Raw genomic sequence first — 24,537 nt, 5'->3', positions numbered from 1 at the left:
TGCGGTGATCAACGGGAATGAGCCAGGTATTTATTCCTGCGCGGATGAAGATTTGGCGGCAATATAATCCCGCCGCATAACCATAAACGACCGCTCAAAAGTAATCACCGTCTCACCGGTGGATTTGATACCCAGGGTTTCTACCGTGACAATGCCTTTATTCGGCTGGGATTTTGAAGGACGTTTTGCCAGGATTTTACTGGTGGCATACAGCGTATCGCCGACAAAAAGCGGATCTTTCAAACGCACTTTTTCCCACCCCAGATTAGCCACGGCTCGGGCAGACAAAGCTTGCACGGTCATGCCGCTAACCAACGCCAGGGTAATGCTGCTGTTCACCAATACGCGGCCATATTCAACCTGAGCGCCGTAGGCCTGATCGAAATGCAACGGGTGCTGGTTCATGGTCAGCAAGGTTAGCCAGGTGTTGTCGGCTTCGGAAAGCGTGCGCCCCGGCCAGTGTTTGATGGTCATGCCGGGTTCGAAGTCCTCGTAGTCGCCACCGTGTTCTTCAACGTACTCATTTTCGCCAACTCGTCTTAGCATGGTTTCTTCTCTGTGGATGGATAGAGTGCGATCGCGGCGGCCGTGTCTTCAATCGCCAGCCCCACACTGCGAAACAAGGTTGTCTGCCCTTCGCCCGCAGCAGACTCGCCAAGAATGACGGCGCCAAGTTCATTAAGATCTTCAGGCTGGAGGTAACCCTGCGTGAGGGCGGTTCGCACCTCTCCCGCGTCCTCCCTGGCGGCAGCGGCGGTTTCCACCACCACAAACGCCGTTTTCAGCAAGGCCGGATCAACCTCAACAGCCTCTTCATGGGTGCCGCCGATAATATTCAGATGCGCCCCCGGCGTTACCCAACCGGCCTCAATCAAGGGTTTGGAAGATGAGGTTGAGGTGGTGGTGCAGATGATATCCGCCCCCCGCACGGCTTCGAACACGCTCTGGCAAATGGCAATCTCTGCCGTCGTCACCGTTCGCGCCCACTGCACGAACAGATCGGTCCGGGCTGGCGTACGGGAAAAAATTCGCACCTTGTGGATCGGGCGTACGGCAAGCATTGCCAGCAGCACTGCCCGGGCCTGTACCCCAGCGCCCAGAATGGCCAGGTTCCCGGCATCGGCATTAGCACACAGCTCGGTTGCCAAACCGGCCACTGCGCCGGTGCGTACTGCCGTTAGGCTTGCACCATCAAGTAATGCCAGCATCTGACCGGTATTGATGTCGGTCAGCACCACCACGCCGTGGATCAGCGGCAGCCCTTGGGCGGAGTTACCCGGCGTGAGCGTGGTGATTTTGACGCTGGCGACACCGCGTTTCAGCCAGCTGGCCGGGCTGACCAGCATCTCTGAACGGCCATGATCCAGTAAGGTGCGCGGCGGCGATTGTTCTTTACCGCTGCGTAAATCCTGGAACACGTCACTTAGGGTCGTCATCACCTGTCGCAGACGATCACCTCCTGCCATTTCAGCGGCGTCGATGATTGGCAGGGTCATGAAGCGGCCCTCTTCAGCTCGGCGACGACCTCAACAATCAGGTCTTCCTGCCCGGCAATAATTTGTCGCCGTCCCAGTTCGAAGAAAACATCGCGCGCATCCACTCCAGCGTTGCAGGCATGGTTTAGCACCGGGTTTTTGAAACCGGAAAAAACGCCGGCCAGACCGCTGACGATGCCCAGAGAGTCGATCATTGGCGGAACCACCATTAACTCTCTGGCGGCAAGATCGGCGGCATCAAGAAAATGATAGAGATCGATGCCGGTGTTGAAACCCAGACGCTCCAATACCGGGATCAGCACTTCCAGTTGGGTATTGCCCGCCCCGGCACCGAACCCACGAGCGCAGCCGTCAATAATACCGGCGCCTGCCTGAACGGCGGCCAGTGAATTCGCCACCGCCATACCCAGGTTGTTATGTGCGTGGAAAATCAGCGGTACCTCTACCTGCATGCGCATGGCAGTAATACGTGCGGTGACATCCTGCGGCAAGAGACTGCCGGCCGAATCCATAATGCCGACCGCCTGCGCGCCGTAACCCACCAATAACTCGGCCTGGTCAGCCAACTCGGCCGGGGTGGCCATATGGCTCATCATCAGCACCGCATGAGCCTCCGCGCCCTGCTCCCGCAGCCAGCCCAGATGGCGTTCGGCCAGCGTAGCCTCGGTACAATGGGTACCAATGCGCACTACATCCGTGCCGTAAGCCAGAGCTTTGGACAAGTCGGCGATGGTGCCCCAACCGGGCAACATGAATACCCCCATCTTGCTGTTTTGCAAAGACTCGCGCACGGTGGTCAGCATCTCTTCGTCACTCAATGCCGCACGCCCCACCTGATAGGAGGAAGCTCCCAGCCCGTTACCGTGGCCGACTTCAACTATCGCAACGCCGGTTTTGTCTGCCGCAGTGGCGTAGTTTCGCAACTGTACCGCGGTGAGTTGGTGCTTGACCGCATGCTGGCCATCGCGCAGGGTTGAATCGTTAATGAGAATAGTCATTGGCCACCTCCGCTTTATTTCGATAGTACGCATACTGTTCGGCGACCAGAATGGCAGCGGAATTAATCAGGTCCAGGTTGCCTGCATATACAGGCATGACCTTGCTGCTGGCAGTCACCTCCAGCGAGATTGACGCTCGCCCTTCGTTCACTTTGAGTGCCGTTAACCTATAGCCCGCCGAAAACTCCCGCACCGCCGCCGCCGCCGCAGTGACCACCGGGGTTATCTGTTCTGCCGTCACGCCGGGGATATCAGCAAAAATAGTGACCCTGAACATGGCTGGCGGCGTTGCCGGACTGATATTTAGGATCGCCTTGGTATTTGCCACGCCAGTGAAAGCGCTCAGCGCAATCTGGGTGGTTTCTACGTATTCATCGATGTTGACTCGTGTCGCTCGCCCCAAAATATTGCTGGCTACGGTCGCCACCACCTCGATGTCGTTCATTTGGAAATGTCGGCTCAGGGCATGCAGGATGGGGATCGATGCCTGCCCACCGCAACTAATCAAACTGACATTGCGATCGGTCAGGGCTTCGGTACCGGTGACCGTGGGGACGATCATTTTCCCCAGGTGGCTGGGGGTCAGGTCAATCAGCAACGTCCCCAGCGGGCGTAGCAGCTCCCAGTGTTTGACATGTGACATGGCATTGGTGGCATCGAACACCACATCGAATGGCTTGGGGGCAGCCAAAATGGCGTCGATACCGCCAGCGCTGATCGGGCAGCCCAACTGAGTGGCGACAGCCAAACCGGCTGAATCCTTGTTGCGCCCTGCCACCAGCCCACAATGCAGCCAGGATGAGCGATATATTTTATTGACCAGATCCATACCTATGGCGCCGGTCCCTATTACGGCAACGGAGAGCGTCATGAGTTGCTCCTGTTAAAACGCGCAGCCCAGGCCTGGCCTAATCCCAGGGTGGTATGGGCCATGCGGGCGAAAGGTGGCCCCACCATATGACCATCCAGCAAGGCAATGCCCCCTTGCGCAGCCTTGACCGCCTCGGTGATGCGGCGCGCCGCCAATAACGCGCCCTCGTTAGGCCGTAACGCTGAATTGATAGGCTCAAGTTCACTGGGGTGAACGGTAGCTTTGCCATGGAAGCCCAGATCCCTGATGTTCTGGATTTCGTTAGCCAGCACCTCTGGTTCAGAAAGACGATAGTTGGCGGTATCAATGCAACCAATGCCGTGTCTGGCACTGGCCAGAACCATCGCCTGACGTGCCGCCAGCATCCCCGACCAGGTGATGGGCACGCCCAGCGTGGCCGCCAGATCCGCAGAGCCAAAAATCAGGCCATCAGCTACGGCCGCGACGGCATCGAGATCGGTAATGGCTTCAACGGTCTCTATCGTCAGATAAATCTCCGGATATTTGCCCGCAGAAGCAAAAGTCTCACGCAGAAAAACCACCTCTGCTGGTGACCTGACCATCGACATGACGATAAACCCCGGCGCGGTGTCGCCGCCACAAAGCATCACCAGGTCATGCAGCGCATCAACCGTACCCAGCGCGTTGATGCGCACGGCAATATTCGCCGACGGAGGGGCATTATCAAGCGCGGTGCGGCAGATGATCCGCCCTTGTGCCTTCGACGGGCCGGGAACCGAGTCTTCCAGATCGATCAGGTGGACATCGGCGTCATAAGTCAGCGCCTTGACGACCCGGTTGAGCGACAAGGCAGGCGTATACAGAATGCTGCGCGGAATGGCGCGTGTGTTAACCGTCATTGGGGAGCCCTTACTTCAGCCAGTATTTTGCACAAACGGCGAATTTGATCTTCTGTTTGCCCGGCACGCATCATGACCCGCAGACCGGCAGTGCCTTTGGCGACGATCGGGAAGAATACCGGTGAGACATAAAAACCGGCTTCAATCACCTGGCGCCCTTCGCTGATCACCGTCTCATCGCTCATCGGCACCAATCGGATCGGGTAAGTATTGCCGCTCTGCTCGGTCGGGATTAGGGAGTCGAACAGCGCGATGTTGTCGTACAATTTCTTTTGCAGCATCGGTAGCTCTGCCGTGCGGTGAATTTCAGCAGAGGCCAGACTGGCACCGATGGCCGCGGTGTTCAGATTTTGCGAATAGTTAAGCCCGCCGCCAAAGCGCTCGACCAGGCGCAACATCGGTTGTGAATAGCCGTTGAGCAGTATTGCTGCCCCACTGGTGCCGAAAGCCTTGTTGAGCGTGACCACCATAACGGTGTTCTCATTCAGAGCCGGGCTGTGTGAGCGAACGTAACCGATCCCACGTTCGCCATAGGCGGAAATAGAATGTGAATCATCGTAGAACACCATCAGGCCGTATTTGTCCTGCAGTTCGGCCAACTCTTTAACCGGCGCATAGCCGCCCAGGCTATCGCTGCCGTCAACCACGTAGCAAACCCGCTGGTATTTCTTGCAGCAGTCCTTGATGAACTCCAGATCGTGGTAATTGCTGGTGACAACCTCGGTTTCATCGGCACAGGCGGGTTTTGCCGCCGCCAACGACACATGAGCATGTTTATCGAAGATCATTAACGGCCGAACACCGTTACCCAAATGCCCCGAGGCGATCAGCGGCAACAGTCCCCCACTGATGCTGCTGGCCGACACGCCGCTGAGAACATCGGCCTGGAACAGTTCACCGAGCGATGCCTCCAGCTCTTTCAACACCGGAAGCTGGACCCGGCTACGGGCGATACAGTGATCCAGCACGCCGTAGCGACGTACCGCGTCGATAGCCCCTTCTATCACCCTGGGATGGGAGTCCAGATTCAGGTAAGAACAGCAGCTAAAATTGACAAATTGATGACCACCCGGGGTGGACAGCAGATCGTTTTCGAGTCCGGCGACGATCCCTGCGAGTCCGTTTTGTTCTGACATATCCCAGAAGGGATTACCAATACCGATAGCTTTGTCGTTGTTGCGATATTGGTTGGTTGGCATGATCTTCTTGCGGCTGGTCATCAAATTCCTTCCTTCTTGGCAGGTTCGGGTTGATAGTTATAAATGCCTTTGAATTTACGGTAGGCGGCCGTGTAGAGTGCGGAATACAAAACATAAGGCCTGCGCAGGATTTTCAGATCCCACAACCAAAAGTTAACGTTGATATTCAGGTCGTCTAACGATTCGGCCTGATGCCACCAGCCCAGTGGCAAATACAGCATTTCACCGGGCTCCAGAATAAAATCGCGGCGCTGCGGGGATTTCGCTGCCAGCCGTGGAAAACGCTGTGGGTCAATATTGTTAAAATCGAAGGCCTGCGATTTGTCGCCAAATCCCTTTAGGATAGATCGCGGGTAATAATCGCGTCGGCCGGGCGGATAAAGGATGAATCGTTTTCTTCCCTGCAGGGCGATATTAAAGTTTTCGAGTTCATCGAAGTGACTTTGGGTAAATACACCGTGGTAACTTATCCATAAATTGGCCGCATTCAGACCACGACGAGAAGCCAGTAGCGAAAATGCATCGAAACCGAGAAGAGTATTGATGTCTTCTGGCCGGTGCATAATATTGGAAACCACTCGGTACCAGGTGCTGTTGTCTCGTCGGTATTCTTCATTTTCCAAAAAGCCACGGAGTTGAATTTTCGTGGTCTGCCATCGCTCGGTATTTTCCTTATTACTCGCCTCCCGGAATAATGTGACATTGTCATCACCTAACCGTTGAGCAATAAGGTCATTAGCGCTATTGCTGGTATCAAGCGGTAAATCAGTAATAATCACAGGAACGTCGGCTCGGAAAATAGCCTCCACTCCCATAGCGACAAATTCATTAAAGCTAATACGTGGAACGGGAATACCCGTGGTTAACTGGTTCACGATGGCCGTTTTCCTGTCTCGGTAATAAGAGTGAAATAACTCGCTTAAATAGGGCTTGGCATTGATTTCTTACTGAGTAGTGATTGGCTGAACAGACTGGCTAATAAGGCGAGCATGCCGGCGGCCAGAGCGATCCAGGCGACCTGGGCAGCCCCTGTTTGATCTGAAAGTTGCCCGCCGACCGAGACGCCGAAGGAAAAACCCAGCCACCCGGCGCTTGAAAGCCAGGAAAAACCTTCGGATAAACAGCCTTTCGGCGTTAACGATTCCAGCAGGTTACTGCAGGTGATTAGCAACGGTGCCACCGACAAACCGGCGATAAACGCAGACAACCCCATAACCAGCGGGGAACTGGTGAGAACCAGGGGAACAGTACCTGCGCAAAGCGTGGCGGAAGTGAGCAACAGCAGCCGGGGCTGCGGTATAGACCAGTTCATCGCACCATAGCACAGCCCCCCGACCAGGCTGCCCCCGGCGCAAATAGACAACAGCACGCCGGCGAGAGTGGGATTACCCACCTCTTTGGCAAAGGCGATCATCATCACATCAATCGAGCCAAGGAAGATTCCCACCGCCGCATAGGAGACCATCAGACTACGCACCCAGACCATGCTAATAGCTCTGCGGTTTTTTTCGTCGACCTTCTGCACAATCACCGGCTCTGAACGCCGATGCAGCACCAGCGCCATCGACCCACTGAAAGTGAAGATGGCACATAAAACCAACCCTGCAGCGGGGTGCAATACCGTGGCTAACACAATGGCGACCAATGGGCCCAACAAGAAAATAATCTCGTCGAGGACGGTTTCTAAAGCGTAGGCAGTTCGCAGAGCCTCATCGGTGACCATCGCCGCCCAACGGGTACGAATAAAACCATCAACCGGTACTGATGAACAGCCAATAGCAATAGCAGCGGCCATAATTAGCCATAAATGGGCATCAAGAAACACCAGTGCAATCAGTAAAGCTATGGCGATAACATGACAGCAACTGGTAACAATAAGCACTTTTCGCTGGCTGAATCGGTCAGCAAAGCCACCCAGTATCGGGCTGGCCAAAGCCTGGGTAATCATTAAGGCTCCGGCGACGGTACCTGCAATCCACAGCGAATTGGTCGTGGCAGAAAGCAGCATAATGCAACTGATAGATCGCATCGCTACTGGAAAGCGCAACAATAGCCCAAATAACGAAAGCGCTGCATGTCCGGGGCCGGACAGTAATCGGGTATAGGAGCCAAAACTGAATTTAGACTCAACGGCATTTGTTTCCATAAGGACTCTCGTTAAAAATATCGCTTATACCCAGGTAATTAAATATATTCGTAAGAATACATCCACCCACCTATTAGATTAAGTGCACGCAATAGAGATAATAATTTAATTATTTACACGTAATGATCTGAGGGAGTTAATGCACGCCCCGAGATTAAATTTCGCCATACTAAATATACTCCCCAAATTTTATAAATTTATTTAATACGATGGGCATTAAGAATTAGCAACGCTAATGAATATTAGCAAGAGCATTTTTGCATCACATTGATGCGTTATTGCATTATCTAGATAATATAACCAGTTAGCGACAAAACAATGACCGAATATAATTTTTATTTCGTTAAAATCACCATTTTCAGCAAAATTTGTTGGCACTCTGGCGCATCAGGATGCCAGCAAAAGAAACTGTGACGTGATCGACAACTTTCTTATCTAATAAAGCCAAGTTTTGTCGCTGTGGTTTACTTATGATGAAGGGATACGCTGGCAGTCTGTCGTCAACATGGCCGGGGAAACTCATCGACAAGACTTGAGCTGGTCCATGATTGCCGTGCGTTGCAGCTGTGGCAGCACCCGCTCACGTAACTCTGCCGCCGAAATTGGCGAAGCATTGCCCCCCACGTTCATCGCCGCCACCGCGCTGCCATTGCGGGAATGCATCGGCACTGCGATAGAGCACGGGCCAATTTCCAACTATATTGCCTGCCCGGATCTCTTCAACCGCAGCGTTGTCGAGTTCCTGTCTGAGAAGATTTGATGCGCTGAAAGGTATGACGAAACGTCAGGTTAAGTTTTAGCTATCGAATCCATACGTCAAAGCGTCTGTTCATTATGTGCTCTTTGGTTACAATCCTTAGCACTGTAATCCACCGTTTCGAGGGCTAACCACTATGTACAACTTCTCACGTTATCAGGCAAAAGAACTGGCGCTGGCTTATATGAGCGGCAAAAAACACGACCTGTCCCCGCAGGAGTTTCTGCAGCAACTGAAAAACAGCGAGAAATCCTTCGACTATCTGTTGAAGCACGGCAGCGAACAGCCGCGTGAAGTGTTGGTACAAAACTTCTGAAAACCCGTTCATAACCGCTATATCCCCCGCTTCGCCGGTGGCGAGCCCCCTGGCCCGTGTATTCCCGGCTGAACCACTCAGCCCACTCAGCCGAACCTCAATTTTTCGTATTGAGAGACGAATAACCTTTATATTCGTATTTAGATGCGAATTATTGACATATTCGTATTTAGATGCGAAATTCACCCCTAACTCCCCGCTTCAGAGCAGACAAACACATGACAGCCCAAGTCAGCGTGATCACCGGCGATCTGGTCAATTCCCGGCAGTCAGACACCACTCACTACCTTAGTGGCTTAAATGCCCTGCTTAGCCAGTTGCAACAGGCTAAGCTAATTGAGCAGTTCGAGATGTTCCGTGGCGATGCCTTTCAGGCTGTGAGCGAACCGCAGTCTGGTTTGCTGCTGGCGGTATATATCCGCATCGCGCTCAAAGCCATGGACGCTCAACGCTGGGATGCCCGCATTGCTGTCGGCCTGGGGACAAAGCAAGCTCAGAGCGCCGGCTATGGCAGCGCCTTTGTGAATTCGGGTCAGGCGCTGGACGGCCTGATGAAAAATTGCCGACTGGCTCTGAAAAATGATAACGATCAGACCAATGCCATTGTCAACGATCTGTTGCCAATGTTAGATCATGTGGTTAGCCGCCTTTCGCAAACCGAAGCGCGGATAGCCCAGGCGCGTATCTTCGCCACCAGTAACCAGGAAGTGGCAGAGAAACTGCAAAAGGCCGCCTCTACGGTCTCTGCAACGCTCAAACGCGCAGCCTACGAGGAAATCATGCGATTTATTCACGCGATTAACAGGATCACCTGAATATGGATTTAAGCTACCTGCCCCTGCTGATCTGGTTGCTGATAGCCCATTTGCTTGCCGACTTCCCACTGCAACCGCGTAGTTGGGTTGAGGATAAAATACGTCATCGGGCAGGCTCTCGCTTCCTTCTGCTGCATGCCCTGCTGCACGGCGTGCTGGCCGCCTGGGTCGTGGCCGGTTTTGCTCTGTTGCATGGCGGGATCTCTTCTGCTCAAGTGCTGTTCGCCCTGTTGGTTATTGCCATTAGTCACTGGCTGACCGACCTGCTGAAAGTCACCCTGTTAACCCGCCTCAGCCAGGCACGCGGTTTTCTGCTCGATCAGGGCCTGCACCTGACGGTGATTGTTTTGCTGTGGCTATTGCTGACACCGGATGCCCTCGCCCTGATAAGCGTGCTGGCTAACGCCGCGGCTCGCTGGCAATCCGGTCTGGTGCTGCTGGCTTATTTATTGATTTATATGCCGATGGGCATTCTGATGGGGCAATTGCTGGCGCGCTGGACGCCACAGATGCCGCCGTCAGCCAAAGCGGATAACGATTCACTGTTACGCGCAGGCAAACAAATCGGTTATCTGGAAAGGACGCTGATCCTGACTTTTGTGCTGATAGGGCAGATCCCGGCGATCGGTTTTTTGCTGGCGGCCAAGTCAATCTTTCGCTTTGGTGATTTACGCCAAAGTGATGACAAAATGCGTACCGAGTATGTGCTGCTCGGTACGCTGTTTTCCTTTACCCTGACCATCATGCTGGGTTTATTGGTGAAGAAACTGCTTTAGGGGCGCAGTAGGCTGCGCCCGCAATAATTACAACCACTCTCCGAAACGGCGAATATAGAACCGCTTCATTAGTTGAGCGACAACGCAGTAGCTGATCAAGGTACCGGCCAGCCACGGGAAGTATTCCCAGGGCAGCGGCTGCAGCCCAACCAGGGCGCCAAGCGGTGAGAACGGCAGATAAATCCCCAACGCCATCACCAATATTGTGGTCAGCAGAACCGGCAATGCTGCCGTGCTCTGAATAAACGGAATTTTCTGGGTACGCAGCATATGCACCACCAACGTTTGCGACAGTAAACCCTCAATAAACCACCCGGACTGGAACAGGGCCTGATGCTCCACGCTGTTGGCAGCGAAGACAAACCACATCAGCGCATAGGTAGTGATATCGAAGATCGACGAGGTCGGCCCAATCCACAGCATAAAGCGGCCAATGTTTTTCGCATCCCACTTGCGTGGTTTACGCAGGAACTCCTTGTCCATCTTGTCCCACGGCAGCGACAGCTGAGAAATATCGTACATCAGGTTCTGGATCAGCAGGTGGATCGCCAGCATCGGCAAGAACGGAATAAATGCGCTGGCCACCAGCACGGAGAACACGTTGCCGAAGTTGGAACTGGCGGTCATGTTCAGGTACTTGATGATATTGCCGAAGGTCTCACGCCCCTTGATCACCCCCTCTTCCAGCACCATCAGGTTTTTTTCCAGCAAAATGATGTCTGCCGACTCCTTGGCAATATCCGTACCGGTATCTACTGAAATACCTACGTCCGCATCGCGCAGCGCCGGGGCATCATTAATGCCGTCCCCGAGGAAACCAACGGTATGACCATTCGCCTGCAGCATTTTCAACACCCGCGATTTTTGCAGCGGTGTCAGTTTGGTAAATACCGTGCGCTGCTCCACTTCGCGCGCCAATGTGGCATCGTCCATCTCGGCAATTTGCGGACCGGAAAGCGGTTCGCCAGGCTCCAGGCCAACATCGCGGCAAATCTTGCAGGTGATCACCGGGTTATCACCGGTCAAGACTTTCACCGCCACACCGTTTTCCTGCAGTGCAGCAATCGCTTCTTGCGCGCTCTCTTTCGGTGGGTCGAGGAAGGTCAGGACACCCTGGATCACCATATCGCGCTCATCTGTCACGCTTAGCGGCAAGGCATTTTTCTGTTCCCCCAATTCTCGGGTTGCCAGCACCAGTACGCGGAATCCATCCTCGTTATACTGGGCGGCCAACGCCTGCAGTGCCTCACGACGCGCCGGATCCAGCGGTAAAATCTTCTGCCCTTCACGTACGTGGGTAGCGATTTCCAGCATTTCCTCCACGGCCCCTTTACAGATCAGCCGCTGTTGCTGGTTTTCATCCGCCACGACGATCGACAGGCGACGACGCACAAAATCGAACGGCAACTCATCAACCTTGCTGAAACGCCCCAATACTTCAATGCCAGGTTTGCCACGCCCAAAGCGGATCACCGCCTGATCCATCAGGTTTTTCATCCCGCTCTGGTGGAAGCTGTTCAGCCAGGCCAGGTACAACACTTCATTGTCTCTGACGCCGCTGACGTCCAGGTGGTGTTCGAGGATGATGCGATCCTGGGTCAGGGTGCCGGTTTTATCGGTGCAGAGTACGTCCATCGCGCCAAAGTTCTGGATGGCATTCAAACGCTTGACCACCACTTTGCGCCGTGACATGGCAATGGCGCCTTTCGCCAGATTGGAACTGACGATCATCGGCAGCATCTCTGGCGTCAGCCCGACCGCCACAGCCAAAGCAAACAGCGCCGCTTCGCTCCAGTCGCCTTTGGTGAAGCCATTGATCAACAAGACGATCGGCACCATCACCAACATAAAGCGGATCAGCAGCCAACTGACGCTGTTCACCCCGCGATCAAACGCGGTTTGGGAACGGGAACCGACTATCGACTTTGCCAAGGAACCAAAATAGGTGCGCCCACCGGTCGCAACCACCACCGCCGTGGCGGTACCGCTGGCAACGTTGGTGCCCATCAGGCAGATGTTCGACAGTTCCAGCAGCGCATGTTCACTGGAAACTTCATCCTCGCTCGATTTTTGACTGACGTTGCCCATCGCGTCGTATTTCTCGATCGGGATCGCTTCCCCAGTCAGGATCGCCTGGCTGATAAACAGATCGCGTGAAGCCAGCAGACGCACGTCCGCCGGTATCATATCGCCGGCAGAGAGCTTAATAATATCGCCCGGCACCAGTTCGCGGATCGGTATTTCCAGCGTCAACGCCTGTGCGCTGTAACTGCTGCGACGCAGTACCGTGGCGGTAGTACGCACCATCGACTTTAGCGTCTCCGCCGCCTTGTTGGTGCGGTACTCTTGCCAAAAACGCAGTAACCCGCTGAGTGAAACCATCACCAGTATGATGATCACGCCAGTAAGATCGGTTTCTTCACCGCGCCGGGCCGGCAGCCAGTAATCGGTAAAGAAACTGATCGCGGCCAGCACCATCAGCACATAGATAAACGGGTTGTTAAACGCGGCGAATAACTGCACCAGCGCATGGGGCGCCTTCTCATGAGCCACCTGATTAACGCCATACTGCTCCAGGCGTTCGACTGCATCGTCCTGGGTCAAGCCATTGCGATTACATTTTAAATTGGCCAGCGTCTGATCAACGCTGTTTTTCGCCTCTTGGGCGATGGCGTAAGGCGTCGTTTTTTTATCACGACGGCGTACGTTTTCATTAATATAGGTCATGACGCAATTCTCTTATTTTACTCTGCGCACAGGGTTACCCCGCCCGATTAATGGGTGAATAAACACAGAGTGGAATTTATTTAATTGACGTAATTAACACGGTTTATTTCCACGCCAAAAACGCTGAATAATCAAATTTTCGGGGTCACCGTCCATGACGCCTCCTTATCACTGAATACAGTGAATATTAATCAATAACTAAACGGGCAATTCAGAAGCAATGCGCCAGCGCACGGCACTCACACTTTTTTCCAAACTGACACGGCAAACTATTCCCTCAATTTCTTTTTGCTCCGAGGCATTCGCGGTTATTTCCGCACAAACTTCAAGTTGACCAGGAATGGAAATATCAGCGCTGCGCAGGGATTGTAATCTTAATGCCACGCCATTGAGCGCCTGCAATATCAAGGTACGTACCAGTATTTCATCCTGCTCGCCGCAGGTGATCTGAATGCGGTAACACACTTCCAGATCGATCGCCTGCTGCTGGGGTTGCAGGTTGATGCGCTGTGCCGCTTCACGCAGCAGAATATTCGCACTCAGGATCACCAGCGTTGCCAGTACCGCATCCCAATACTGCCCAAGACCGCACAGCACACCAATCGCCGCAGAACACCACAGAGTGGCGGCGGTATTCAGCCCGCGGATGTTCAGCCCTTCACGCATGATCACCCCGGCCCCCAAAAAGCCGATGCCGGAAACAATTTGTGCGGCAACTCGCCCGGCGCTGGAAGGATCGGTAGACATGGAGCTGAGAATAAATACCGCGGCTCCGGTGGCCACTAATGCATTAGTGCGCAGACCGGCCATACGTTGGCGCCATTGCCGCTCAGCGCCAATAACCGCGCCCAGGCTCATCGCCAGTAATAAATTTAAAACAAAAGGAGTCATAGCCATGACTTTCCCCTTAAATAACTGCAGGAGATAAAATCATGTGCTTTTTAGCACACGCGAAATCGCGCCGATAATAAATCAGCGGTTGAGCGTGTTAATGCCTGGAGGGAAAAGGCTGTGGCTGAAAGTGGCCATAATAGCGTCCAAATCAATTCACCCGATGCCATTGGCAATAGGGACGATAATAAAATTCGGGTTTGCACAGCTCAGAATAAATTGAGAGGGGTGCTGCCCGCCGTTTTCGGCAAGCAACAAATCAGAAGAGGATCGGTCAGCTTGCCTTGTTTATATCACTGCAACTAAAACTGTCCACTTGTGTTTCCTCACTGAAATTTTGGCTGAGTATAGTGACCTGGGGTAATGATGTAAAGGCCAAATTATTAAACAAAAACTAAACTCAATAATTTTGTATATTCGACCCATCACACGATTATATACCCTATCGCTTTCAAGTTGCAGCGGGCGCAGATAACAACGCTGCCACTTGAAAGATGACGGGTATAGATTATTGACGTTGGGCCGCCCGTTAATTCCCGATAAACTGAAAGTTCAGCAGGACAATCATCAGCAAGGACAACTATTCGATGAACATGCTTCGCCTCTCTATCAGCCTCGCCCTGCTTGCTGGTTTCCCCGCCCAGGCCCTGCTCTTGCAACAGGGTGATACCCGGTATGAAATCGATCCGGCCACGCTGCAGATCACCGCAGGCGAGATCCTGGTCAACCAGGCGCTGGCCGGGCAAACCGTGACCAGCCTGCAAAGCACGCCTGCCCAGGCAAGTTGGCAATGGCCCAACAGCGCCATGCAGCTCACTGCCAGGCTGGAAGGCAGCGATTTGCGCCTGAGCTTCAGCAGCAGTCGTGCGCAAACGCTGAATTGGTACACCCTGCCGTCACAGACCACCACTGTACTGTTACCGATTGGCGAAGGCAGCCGTATCCCGCTGGATAATGCCGTTTGGCAGCGCTACCTGCTAAAAGAGATGACGCCGCTGGATACCAACTGGGATCTGAAGCTGCCGCTGTGGAGCCAACAACAGCAAGGCAAGGTGTATAGCTGGTTACTGCTTACCCCATTCAGTAATCAGGTCAGCTTCGCCAGTGCCAAAAACCGGCTCACCATGCACAGCAGCCACCAGTTCAATCGTTTTAATCAACAACAGGCATTCGAGGTGTTACTGCATGTGGGGGATTCCCCACTGTCCGGTGCTCGCCGTTACCGCGAGTATCTACAGCAAAGCGGGCAGTTCAGCAGCCTGCGCGATAAAATCCGTATCGCGCCGGAGGGAGAGAAACTGATAGGTGCCACCCATATTTATCTATGGGGCGACAAACTGTTGGCACCGGCCGACGTGAAGAATTGGCCGGGTTTGCTTGCCTGGCTGGCATCGCCCACCGGCGAAACGCTGTGGCAGAAAATGGACGCCGAAAGCCAGAAAACCGTGCACAAACTGGCAGGAAAAAAGCCAGAAGCCTGGCAGCAACAAACCCTGGTTGATGCCCTTAATCAAGCGTTGGTGGTACTAACGCCACTGAAGGCCACGCCGGATGACGGGGATTTTCTACAGGCACAGCGTCAACAAGCCGTTGACATCCGGGCATGGGCACAACGACAGCTTGGGGCCTACCTGGCACCGGCGGATAGCTGGGGACAGGGGCTGGCGAAACCGCTGGTCGAGGCGTTGCACCAGGCCGGCCTGCCCCGTTTGTGGCTGGGTACCGATAACTGGACCGCCGAATTCCTGCATCCGCAGGCGGTGGAAAGTGCCAAAAAATCGGGTTACCTGATTGCCAGTTATGACTCTTACGACACCGCGATCCCTCGCGGAGTCAATGACAGTTGGCTAACCGCCCAACTGCCGACGGCGCTACGTGAAGAATGCGCCATAGTACGGGCCGACGGCAGTAAAAAACCCGGCTTCGGCAAGCAGGGTTATTATCTGAATCCGGGCTGCGTGCTGCCTTACTCTCAGCAACGCATGCGCGAACTGGTGCAATTGGCCGGGCTAAACAGCCTGTTTTTGGACGTTGACGGTACCGGGATGGTTTCCGACGACTATCAGCCCGATCACCCGACCGGTGCAGCGCAAATGGCGCAGGCCCGCAATACGCGGCTGGCCTGGTTCAGCAATACCCTTAAGCTGCCCCTCGGTTCCGAGGATGGCAACGCGGTGACGGCACGCCACATCATGTTTGCCCACGGCATGGAAACCTGGGGATTTGGCTGGGGGGACAAACAGATGAATCAGGACAAGTCCTCGCCTTATTACCTGGGGGCCTGGTGGCCCAATGCCCAGCCGGCCTTTTTCTTCAGCCCGGCCAAGGTAAAAGAGCCTTATCGCACGGTGGAATTTGATCCGCGCTATCGCCTGCCGATGTATCAGGCGGTATTTCACGATGCGGTGATCAGCAGCCACCACTGGAATTACGACAACCTGAAGTTCAGCGATGTCCAAACCACCCGCAGCCTGCTGAGCCTATTGTACAACACCGCGCCGATGTTCCATCTCAGCCGCGCGACCTTGCAGACACGCCTGCCACAAATCAAACAGGCCGATGCGGCCTTCCGTCCGCTGCATCTGGCACTGTGGGATAAGGCACTGACCGACTTCCAATGGCTTGATCAAGCCGGTTGGGTGCAGCAGACCACCTTCAGCGACGGTTCAACCCTGACGGCCAACTTTGGCCAACAAGCGTTCGACGGCATTGCCGCCCATAATCTGCGCGCCAAACTGGCGGACGGTCGCACCCTGAACATCACGCCATAGCAAGTCCGGTCGGGGTGAACCAGGCTAGGCACAGTCCCCCAACCGGCAACCTGGAGTTGATGATGGATACCCTTACTCAAACACTGCTCGCAGAAATCGGGCAAAGTTTCGGCCAAAGCGACAACACGCCAGCAATTCCGCTGACGGTCAGCGGCCAAGGCAGCCTGAACAGCGTATTCCCGGTCAGCGAGCTGGCAACCGCCAGCCTGGGGGCCGCCGGGCTGGCCTGCGCCCAACTGCTGCAACAAAATCAGGGCGATGAACCGCAGGTGTTGGTCGATCGCCGCCTGGCATCGCTGTGGTTCGGCTGGACCTTACGGCCGCTAGGCTGGTCATTGCCGGCCGCCTGGGACGCGCTGGCAGGCGACTATGCCACCAGTGATGGTTGGATCCGCCTGCATACCAATGCCCCTCATCACCGCAAAGCCGTAGAACAAGTGCTGGGCCCGCATCTGGATAAAAACGCACTGGCGCAAAAGGTGCTGACGTGGAAAAAAGGTGAACTGGAGCTGGCAGTGATCGAAGCCGGCGGCTGCGCGGCTGAAATGCGCTCGGTCGAGGCGTGGCGGCAACATATTCAGGGCAAGAGCGTTGCGCAGGAACCGCTTTGCCATCAACAACAACAAGCGGAAGCTTCGCCCCCCGGCTGGGCGCTGCCTGCCGCCAGACCGCTGCACGGCGTGCGGGTGCTCGATTTGACGCGGATTATCGCCGGGCCGGTCGCCACCCGTTTTCTTGCCGGTCTGGGGGCCGACGTATTACGCATCGATCCCTACGGTTGGGATGAGCCCGGCGTCGAACATGAAGTGATCCTCGGCAAGCGCTGCGCACGGCTGAACCTGAAAAACCCGCACGATCACCACACCTTCGAGCATCTACTGAAAAACGCCGACGTTCTGGTTCATGGCTATCGCGCCGGGGCGCTGGAAAAGCTGGGTTATGGTGCAGAACAACGCCGCACACTGTCACCGGGATTGATCGACGTTTGCCTCAACGCCTATGGCTGGAGTGGCCCGTGGCGAGGACGGCGCGGTTTCGACAGTCTGGTGCAAATGAGCTGCGGGCTGGCAGAATCCGGTATGCAATGGAAAAACGCCGCCATACCTGTCCCCCTGCCGGTACAGGCTCTGGATCACGCAACCGGCTACCTGATGGCGACGGCGGTGCTGCACGGCATGCGTCAACGCCTGCGACAGGGTACCGGCTACAGTGTCCGGCTATCCCTGGCACGGACGGCACAACTGCTGCTTGAACATCCTTACCCACAGCAATATCCATTGACGCCACTGACGGCGGCCAGCGCGGCGGATGAAAACCCGGAAACCGAGCTGACCCATTGGGGCGCGGCACAACGCCTTATCGCGCCATTACGGTTGAACGGCACAGCATTGCTCTGGGCATTGCCCGCAACAACCCTTGGCAGTTCGCAGCCGCAATGGCTACGCCGCTAAACTCAGGCCAAATGCCGCTGCAACCATTGCAATAATACTTCGACCGCCGGCGTCAATCCGGCACTCTGCGGCCAAACCAGATAAAAGTCTATCTGATCAAAATGTCGTGCCGGTGCCAGTGCGGTCAACCGGCCCTCTGCCAGCGCATCACTCACCAGCAGTTTTTTCACCAGCGCGATACCAAACCCTTGCTCAGCCGCGCGGATCAACAATCCTGCATCATTGAATAATACCAAGGGGCGACCGGACTCCACCTGCTGATGCGCAGTGAACCAGCTACGCCACGGCGTAACATCATGTTCCAGCAGCGGTATGCCTGGCGCACCACGGTCAAAGGCTGCCTGCCACTGCTCGGCCAGCGCCGGGGTCGCCACCGGCACCACCTCTCCGGAGGCAATCCACTGTGCCTGCATCTCTGGCCATTGACCATTGCCGAGGCGAATAGCCGCATCAAACCCTATACGCACCAGATCCTGCACTGCCAGCGAGGCATCGATATCCAGCGCAATGTCGGCACAGGCGGCATGAAAAGATGGCAGACGCGGCATTAACCAGTAATGCGCGAAAGAGGGTAGCACGCTGATACGCAGAGCCTGACTTTGCGCAATCTTCCTGACCCGACTGACGCCCTGCTGCAATGCCTGTAGCGCCGGTTCGGCAACGGCCAACAGCTCACGCCCGGCACTATTCAGGCGTAGCCCGCGCCCCTGCCGTTCAAACAGCGGGCAACCGATCGCCCGTTCGAGCTGTTGGATCTGCTGGCTAACTGCACCATGGGTAAGATGAACTTGCAGGGCGGTAGCGCGCAAATTCTCTAACCGAGCGGCAATCACAAAGGTCGGCAGAATGTGCAGTGGGATCGCGTCATTTAGCATTGGTTAGCCAGACTATCCAAAAAGGCTATTTTTCATCGATTTTCGCCACAAAGCAAATGTTCTAGGCTGTCACTCATGCCCTTTACATCTGGAGTCAGTAATGCACCCACGTTTACAGCTGGACCTTGAGCAATTTCCACAGATACTCGACCGTACCCGGCAGTTGGCCGAAGGCTTCCTGACGGGCCTGCAACAGCGCCCGGTTTGCCCTCCTCTGGCCGCTCAACAGCTACAACCGGGGGACAATTTACTGGCAAACGGCGGCGATGGCGCACTGGCGGCACTGGACGATTTCTGGCTGCGTTATGCCGAGGGCCTTTCTGCCAGCGCCGGACCGCGTTATTTTGGCTTTGTTACCGGCGGCTCGACCCCTGCTGCATTGGCCGCAGATTGGCTGGTTAGCACTATCGACCAAAACAGTCTGCTGAGTGACGATACCGTGGCCGCGGCAATTGAACTGGCGACCCTTGTGCAGCTAAAAGACTTGTTGGGTCTGCCAGAGACATTCAACGGCAGTTTTGTTAGCGGGGCAACCATGGCCAACTTTGTCGGCATGGCCATCGGCCGCCAGTGGCTGGGGCAGCAGCGTGGCATCAATGTCGCGGAACAGGGGTTGGCAGCCTTGGGAGCCATACAGGTTTTGTCAGCAAATGCGCACTCCAGCAGCGAAAAAGCACTCAGCATGCTCGGCATCGGTCGCGACGCATTGAGAATTATCGACAGCCTGCCGAACTCTGAAGCTATCGACCCGGCCGAGCTGGAACGGCATCTGGCCGCCAGCGTCGGCATACCGACAATAGTGCTGGCCAGCGCCGGAACGGTGAATACCGTGACCTTCGACGACCTGCAGCAGCTGTTGGCGCTGCGCGAGCGCTACCCGTTCTGGTTACACGTTGATGCGGCCTTTGGCGGAGTGGCAGCCTGTTCACCGCACTATGCGCCACGCTTAGCCGGTTGGGAGCAGGCTGACTCGATTACCGTCGATGCGCATAAATGGTTGAATGTGCCCTACGACAGCGCGATCCAATTCAGCCGTCATCTGGCATTACAAATGCAGGTTTTCCAGAACCATTCGGCTTATCTGGAAGCGCCGACGCTGCGGCCAGACAACTACCTGCACCTGACTCCGGAAAACTCGCGGCGTTTTCGCGCTCTGCCGTTGTGGATGGCGCTGAAAGCATATGGCCGCAGCGGTATGCAAGATATGGTTGAGCGCAATGTTCGACTGGCACAGTTGCTGGGGGCAGAGCTGACGGCCAGCGCGGGTTTCCACCTGCTGGCGCCAGTCAATTTGAACGTGGTGTGTTTTGCGCTCAAAAATGCCCCAGGCGATGCTACTGCTGCACGCGATCGCTTTATAGCCCGCCTCGATCGGCACGGCGTAGTGCGCTGCACCCCGACCCGTTATAACGGACAACCGGGGATCCGTGCAGCATTGGTCAATTGGATGACCGAGGAAAACGATATCCATCTGGCGTTGGAATCGATGCGTCACTGTCTGGCAGAGTCTGGTTGCTCGGGCAGGTCAAAGTAACGCCACTCTATTGATTGCTGCCGGTGATTATTCTACGGCAGCAGTAAGCCCACGGCCGAGCAATGGATATTGGTGCCCTTGGGTGCTGCCCAAATAGTTCAGTAAAACCAATTAATCACTCGCTGACATTTATCACATTTGTCATAACAGCACGAATAATCACATCAACTCTTTGTTATAACGCCAATTTTTGTAACAAAAAGACCAATCAATGTTAACTCTGTGTGACTATTAGTTGTCGCAAGTGATAAGGAGTGGAAAAATTATCATTATCAAAAAACAACAAAACCAATATAACCTTATGATAATATTATTAAAAATAAAATCATTAAAACCTTACAGCATTAGCACTGATGAATAAATAAACTAAGGAATGTTAAAAAAACAACACATGAATTTTTTTTAAGATTTTTCCTAGCAATCTAAAATTTCGTTTCGTGACATGATGGGCAGATTCAATGATAAAAATACCAACGAGCACGCGGATCAAGCACCAGTTGGCGTTACTGCCCCACAATCCTTGTGCCAGCAGATTATTCTGACTTAAGCTAAACTTATAGGTTCATGATGTTAATTAGTTTAGAAAGAAAATATCGTTGAGTACTACCGTATTTATTGATAGAACATTCCTAGATGTGACTCTTTTTGTTCTTTTTTGCCTTTTTGGCTTCAGGTTTTTTCTTTTTTTATTACCGCGGTAAAACGGATTTAAGTGGGGGGTGAGATATGCCAACGATCATTATGGATTCATGCAGCTATACCAGATTGGGTTTGACAGACTACTTGACAACGCACGGAGTAAAAAAACGCCAGATTAATGCTATTGGTGATATCGACGATCTACATGAAAAATGCAGCAAGTTGAAGCCTAGCCTGGTGTTTATTAACGAAGACTGTTTTATACACGAAGCGAACGCGACGGAACGTATAAAAGGGGTGATTTCACTGCATCCTGACACCTTATTCTTCATCTTTATGGCCATCACCAACGTACATTTTGACGATTATTTATATGTTCGTAAAAATGTCATCATCTCGTCAAAATCGATCAAGCCAGAGACTATGAATCAACTACTTAGTCACTACCTGGAAAGAAAAACTCCTCGCACTGAAAAAACTTCATTTGATCAGACACCGGTTACGCTCAGCCAAACTGAATCAAACATGCTGCGCATGTGGATGTCGGGCCAGGGTACCATCCAGATATCCGACCAGATGCAAATTAAAGCCAAAACTGTCTCTTCCCACAAGGGAAATATCAAAAGAAAAATTAAAACGCACAACAAACAGATTATTTACCATGTTGTTCGTTTGACCGACACGCTAACCAGTGGGATATTTGTCAATAGCCGCTAGGTTAAAAGCTTTGTTGTGTACTCTGCCAAACGTTGGTTTTAAATGTTGTTCAGAACAGAGTACTGGAAACCACGCATTTAAATAACCTAAATACCTGCTCGCGACGAAAATCTCGGCCGCGGCGGGTATTCCCGCAGCAAAAAGCAGATTATTCCTAGCTCTGTAAAATAATCACCCACCGTAAACCTTGCAAATTAAATTAACAAATTGGACTATTTGGAGCCTGAGAAGCGCCCTGTCGCAGTTCAACAAAGGTGCCGTCACGGCTGTCTATCTCGTTAAAGAACCAGACACCCGCAGGATAGTCAGGCAAAGAGACCAGATACATAACCCCCTCGTTAAACTCTTCTACCGCCAGAATCACTCCCTCACGCCGTTGCTCACCATCAGTTTTTACCGTTACCAGATCGTTGGTTTTCATGCTCTACCCCATTATTTATCACTGATGTCAGTGTATTACAAAATGAGGTGAGAAAAATACCGTACACCGCGCTAAATCCGCAGCCCACCTGCGTAGTGCCTTTCTACAAGCGTAGCAGGCCATTCGGGCTGTGGCCTTTTCACTTTCTTAACGTTTTGTCCGCAGAATCCTAAACGCGCAACAGGTAGTCTGTTCCCTGGTGCTTCCCCCCAGAGAAGTACCTGCAAATGAAGAAGTAACAAGGAACTTTTGCCCGCAGACTTGCGGGCTTTTTTTTGCCTTAGGCAAATAGCAGGCACAAAAAAACCCGCCTTAGCGGGTTTTTATTAATCAGCGAGAGGCCGATTAGATAGCGGTAACGTTAGCCGCTGACGGACCTTTAGCACCGTTCTCGATAGAGAACTGTACGTTCTGGCCTTCAGCCAGGGTCTTGAAGCCTTGATCCTGGATAGCAGAGAAGTGTACGAACACATCTTTGCTGCCGTCTGCTGGAGTGATGAAACCGAAACCTTTAGACTCGTTGAACCACTTCACTTGACCTTTGATCATGTTAGACATGTTTAATTCCTACAATATTAAATTTACGCCACCATGGGCAAGAAATAGCCGGTCATCAGTTACTTATGGAGGCACTAGAAAGGAAATTCGTCAGTGAAGAGCTATCTAGGATAACGCTTTAAATTTGAACTACTTTACTCAAAATGTCGTGCATAAATAGGTCTGTACCACAGGCCGAGAAGCATTAACTCATGATGAGGCTTTAATAGCAACTCTTTTTATAAGCACCTCATTAGAAACGAGGCTAAACGCACAGGATTTCACCCGACCTGCTTAATTCTTCGTCATTTGTGACTGTGTTTCCCGGCTAGCGGGGGTAAGGCACGGCCACAATATTTACAAAATATCGCCTCTGTCTCATGGCCACCTCTTTGACATTGCTCACAATTACGCCTTTCACGGTTACGCTGCAGCTCCTGTGACATACAGGCCGTCAGAATGCCGGTCGGCACCGCGATGAAGGGTTTATGGGGTAGTGATTAATTACCGGCTACAAATGATAGTAATTCTCGTCTGGCTGTTTTATAGTTACGCAGCGTAACTATAAAGGGAGATTGACCATGCTGAGATGGCATACGCTGGCAGCGTCCTGCTGCACCGTTCTGTTGATGCTGAGCGCTCCGGCCCAGGCGCTGGACCTGTCCTACACCGCACCGGACCCCAGTATCAAACCGGCACCCGCACCGCAAACTGCCCTTGGCCCAGAAAAAAAATCGGCCAAACCACCGGTGGTGTGGTCGGAAACCGAAGACAAAACCGGTTTTCGTGTTGATATGGAATGTGATCATCCCGGCTGCAGTCGCCCGCGCGCCAAACCGTATTCGTCACTTAAATACGGTCCGAATAACGGCCCGGTGAAAAAAACCGATCGCCGCCGCCAGTCGGATCCTTACTCCACCGATCAGGAACCTGATTACAATGTGAGCATGGGTTATCAATGGTAATGCGGCTTTAAGAGTTATCCCTATATCGGCCGCAGCAGAGTGTTCATACAATGACACTCTGTTCACCACTCCTCCTGGTGCTGAACACAACAAGCTGTGTTGCAATATTTTATGCGCCTCCCTATAGGCGCTTTTTTTATGTGTAAATATCAACCACCTGCCGACTTCCAGAATGATCCCATTGCTGCGTAACGTGATAGCTGTCACAAATAGCCACTCCTTAGCCATGCTTTATCGGAGGGTTGTCAGATGGCGACTGAATATTTATCCTTGCTGGCCGTATTAACCGGCATCGCAGGGTTCGCGCTGTATAAGCACTTTAAATCTCAGAAGAAAAGTACCCTGCTGCGTCCACACGATCGTTAATGCAAGCGTACAGGGGTATGGCATTAACACCCTGCCCCTGGCCACAGAACTGCACTCTGTCATTTTTTTATCACAAAATTGTCACAATATGGCCATATCATGGTTGGCGATTATCCGCACTGGCTTAATACCAAGGATTTCGTTATGACCACCATTAGAGCAACCAACCACCAGGAAGCCGAAAAGCTGATCCGCTACGGCACGGCAAAAAAAATCGAACTGGCCTATGACATCGACAGCGACGACTTTTTCCAGCTCGCCAGCCTGTGGTGTGATCGAGGCGCCAAAATCTCCAAAGGGAAAGAACATTTTATCGTCTCGCTAAAAGGTTTTCGCATCCCGCCCAATGACTAATCCCATGCCGCCCCTGCGGCGGCGCCCCACCTTTCCCCTTGCGGCCGCCCTATGA

Annotated in this window: 22 protein-coding genes and 1 pseudogene; 9 read left to right on the top strand and 14 right to left on the bottom strand. The window is 53.5% G+C overall.

Translation table 11 applies throughout. The features are described from left to right. Positions 1-30: 30 nt before the first annotated feature. The 9 genes and pseudogenes from ACUTSU_RS07530 to ACUTSU_RS07490 all read right to left on the bottom strand — a co-directional run. The gene (locus ACUTSU_RS07530) at positions 31-546 is read right to left on the bottom strand and encodes a MaoC family dehydratase (RefSeq protein ID WP_445650471.1); all 516 of its coding nucleotides are present in this window, start codon (positions 544-546) and stop codon (positions 31-33) included. Further along, positions 540-1,496: an ornithine cyclodeaminase family protein gene (locus ACUTSU_RS07525; protein WP_445653974.1), complete on the bottom strand. Its 957-nt coding sequence runs from the start codon at positions 1,494-1,496 to the stop codon at positions 540-542. Before ACUTSU_RS07525 ends, ACUTSU_RS07530 begins: the two co-directional genes overlap by 7 nt. After that, positions 1,493-2,494: a 4-hydroxy-2-oxovalerate aldolase gene (gene dmpG / locus ACUTSU_RS07520; RefSeq protein WP_445650469.1), complete on the bottom strand. Its 1,002-nt coding sequence runs from the start codon at positions 2,492-2,494 to the stop codon at positions 1,493-1,495. Before dmpG ends, ACUTSU_RS07525 begins: the two co-directional genes overlap by 4 nt. Further along, positions 2,478-3,365: an acetaldehyde dehydrogenase (acetylating) gene (locus ACUTSU_RS07515; protein WP_445650468.1), complete on the bottom strand. Its 888-nt coding sequence runs from the start codon at positions 3,363-3,365 to the stop codon at positions 2,478-2,480. The genes dmpG and ACUTSU_RS07515 overlap by 17 nt, the downstream gene beginning before the upstream one ends. Continuing rightward, positions 3,362-4,225 (bottom strand): HpcH/HpaI aldolase/citrate lyase family protein, encoded by an 864-nt coding sequence (locus ACUTSU_RS07510; protein WP_445650467.1) that lies wholly within the window; start codon positions 4,223-4,225, stop codon positions 3,362-3,364. Before ACUTSU_RS07510 ends, ACUTSU_RS07515 begins: the two co-directional genes overlap by 4 nt. Further along, on the bottom strand, positions 4,222-5,445 hold the full coding sequence (locus ACUTSU_RS07505) for an 8-amino-7-oxononanoate synthase family protein (protein ID WP_445650466.1): 1,224 nt from the start codon (positions 5,443-5,445) through the stop codon (positions 4,222-4,224). Before ACUTSU_RS07505 ends, ACUTSU_RS07510 begins: the two co-directional genes overlap by 4 nt. Then, a complete protein-coding gene (locus tag ACUTSU_RS07500; protein ID WP_445650465.1) occupies positions 5,445-6,299 on the bottom strand; it encodes a cupin-like domain-containing protein in 855 nt (284 codons plus the stop codon). Before ACUTSU_RS07500 ends, ACUTSU_RS07505 begins: the two co-directional genes overlap by 1 nt. Positions 6,300-6,343: 44 nt before the next feature. Then, positions 6,344-7,570, bottom strand: a complete 1,227-nt coding sequence (locus tag ACUTSU_RS07495; protein ID WP_445650464.1) for an MFS transporter — start codon at positions 7,568-7,570, stop codon at positions 6,344-6,346. Between the two features lie 519 nt (positions 7,571-8,089). Then, positions 8,090-8,266 (bottom strand): annotated as a pseudogene (locus ACUTSU_RS07490) (IclR family transcriptional regulator); the annotation flags it as partial. 197 nt (positions 8,267-8,463) lie between these two features. On the opposite strand from ACUTSU_RS07490, the gene ACUTSU_RS07485 reads away from it, so the two are divergent. From ACUTSU_RS07485 to ACUTSU_RS07475, 3 genes are all read left to right on the top strand, one after another. Next, entirely contained in the window at positions 8,464-8,643 is a 180-nt protein-coding gene (locus tag ACUTSU_RS07485) for a hypothetical protein (RefSeq protein WP_445650463.1), read from the top strand. A gap of 218 nt (positions 8,644-8,861) precedes the next feature. Continuing rightward, the gene (locus ACUTSU_RS07480) at positions 8,862-9,458 is read left to right on the top strand and encodes a hypothetical protein (protein WP_445650462.1); all 597 of its coding nucleotides are present in this window, start codon (positions 8,862-8,864) and stop codon (positions 9,456-9,458) included. A gap of 2 nt (positions 9,459-9,460) precedes the next feature. Further along, entirely contained in the window at positions 9,461-10,234 is a 774-nt protein-coding gene (locus tag ACUTSU_RS07475) for a DUF3307 domain-containing protein (RefSeq protein ID WP_445650461.1), read from the top strand. A gap of 27 nt (positions 10,235-10,261) precedes the next feature. Here the strand turns inward: ACUTSU_RS07475 and mgtA are convergent, their stop codons facing one another. Both mgtA and ACUTSU_RS07465 read right to left on the bottom strand, forming a co-directional pair. Next, positions 10,262-12,961 (bottom strand): magnesium-translocating P-type ATPase, encoded by a 2,700-nt coding sequence (gene mgtA / locus ACUTSU_RS07470; protein ID WP_445653973.1) that lies wholly within the window; start codon positions 12,959-12,961, stop codon positions 10,262-10,264. A gap of 198 nt (positions 12,962-13,159) precedes the next feature. After that, entirely contained in the window at positions 13,160-13,858 is a 699-nt protein-coding gene (locus tag ACUTSU_RS07465) for an MgtC family protein (protein WP_445650459.1), read from the bottom strand. A 581-nt stretch (positions 13,859-14,439) separates the two neighbouring features. Here ACUTSU_RS07465 and ACUTSU_RS07460 point away from each other — a divergent pair. Continuing rightward, positions 14,440-16,623 carry a glycoside hydrolase gene (locus tag ACUTSU_RS07460; RefSeq protein ID WP_445653972.1) on the top strand — a complete coding sequence of 728 codons (2,184 nt, stop codon included), beginning with the start codon at positions 14,440-14,442 and terminating at the stop codon, positions 16,621-16,623. A 62-nt stretch (positions 16,624-16,685) separates the two neighbouring features. Further along, positions 16,686-18,074, top strand: coding sequence for a CoA transferase (locus ACUTSU_RS07455; protein ID WP_445654016.1), 1,389 nt, complete (start codon positions 16,686-16,688; stop codon positions 18,072-18,074). A 2-nt stretch (positions 18,075-18,076) separates the two neighbouring features. Here the strand turns inward: ACUTSU_RS07455 and ACUTSU_RS07450 are convergent, their stop codons facing one another. Continuing rightward, positions 18,077-18,949, bottom strand: coding sequence for a LysR substrate-binding domain-containing protein (locus ACUTSU_RS07450; RefSeq protein ID WP_445650457.1), 873 nt, complete (start codon positions 18,947-18,949; stop codon positions 18,077-18,079). A 100-nt stretch (positions 18,950-19,049) separates the two neighbouring features. Here ACUTSU_RS07450 and ACUTSU_RS07445 point away from each other — a divergent pair, with 100 nt between their 5' ends. Together ACUTSU_RS07445 and rcsA are read left to right on the top strand one after the other, a co-directional pair. Further along, a complete protein-coding gene (locus ACUTSU_RS07445) occupies positions 19,050-20,483 on the top strand; it encodes a pyridoxal phosphate-dependent decarboxylase family protein (RefSeq protein WP_445650456.1) in 1,434 nt (477 codons plus the stop codon). A gap of 726 nt (positions 20,484-21,209) precedes the next feature. Continuing rightward, the gene (rcsA, locus tag ACUTSU_RS07440) at positions 21,210-21,839 is read left to right on the top strand and encodes a transcriptional regulator RcsA (RefSeq protein ID WP_174353649.1); all 630 of its coding nucleotides are present in this window, start codon (positions 21,210-21,212) and stop codon (positions 21,837-21,839) included. Between the two features lie 199 nt (positions 21,840-22,038). On the opposite strand, the gene dsrB is transcribed toward rcsA, so the two are convergent. Both dsrB and cspE read right to left on the bottom strand, forming a co-directional pair. Beyond that, positions 22,039-22,260 carry a protein DsrB gene (gene dsrB / locus ACUTSU_RS07435; protein ID WP_445650455.1) on the bottom strand — a complete coding sequence of 74 codons (222 nt, stop codon included), beginning with the start codon at positions 22,258-22,260 and terminating at the stop codon, positions 22,039-22,041. Between the two features lie 345 nt (positions 22,261-22,605). Beyond that, a complete protein-coding gene (cspE, locus tag ACUTSU_RS07430) occupies positions 22,606-22,818 on the bottom strand; it encodes a transcription antiterminator/RNA stability regulator CspE (RefSeq protein ID WP_004946278.1) in 213 nt (70 codons plus the stop codon). A gap of 560 nt (positions 22,819-23,378) precedes the next feature. Between cspE and ACUTSU_RS07425 the strand changes: the two genes are divergently transcribed. Further along, positions 23,379-23,762, top strand: a complete 384-nt coding sequence (locus tag ACUTSU_RS07425; RefSeq protein WP_445653971.1) for a hypothetical protein — start codon at positions 23,379-23,381, stop codon at positions 23,760-23,762. Positions 23,763-24,272: 510 nt separating this feature from the next. After that, complete coding sequence (locus ACUTSU_RS07420) at positions 24,273-24,482, top strand: hypothetical protein (protein ID WP_012145776.1); 210 nt, start codon at positions 24,273-24,275, stop codon at positions 24,480-24,482. Positions 24,483-24,537: the final 55 nt, after the last annotated feature.

It is taken from the genome of Serratia sp. NA_13 (assembly GCF_052691735.1).
Note: the sequence above shows the minus strand (reverse complement) of the source record. Positions and strands in the feature narration are given on the sequence as shown.